This is a genomic window from Psychrobacter sp. 16-MNA-CIBAN-0192, assembly GCF_040309565.1.
Classification (GTDB): Bacteria; Pseudomonadota; Gammaproteobacteria; order Pseudomonadales; family Moraxellaceae; genus Psychrobacter.
The window spans coordinates 1-259 of record NZ_JBEOOX010000413.1; the positions used below are offsets into that span (position 1 = coordinate 1).

Below are 259 nucleotides of genomic sequence, written 5' to 3' on the forward strand. Positions count from 1 at the left end.
ATGTTAGGTTGCACGATATTGAAGAGCTTAGAGACAACAATACCGACACCATCGAAATGATTGGGGCGAGTTTTGCCACATAGTTGCTCAGTAATAGTCCCAGCGAGAATAGTGGTCGGCGGCGGTAGTACCGGATACATCTCATCAATAGTAGGAGCAAAAACATAGTCAGCACCAACCGTGGTAAGCTTCGCGACATCTTCATCTAAGGTACGAGGGTAGCTATCAAAGTCTTCACCAACCCCAAACTGCGTTGGAT

Annotated in this window: 1 protein-coding gene; it reads right to left on the bottom strand. The window is 46.7% G+C overall.

From position 1 onward, the window contains the following. Positions 1-259 (bottom strand): pantoate--beta-alanine ligase (locus AAEY78_RS13785; protein ID WP_352339922.1); only part of this gene is annotated, 259 nt, incomplete at both ends.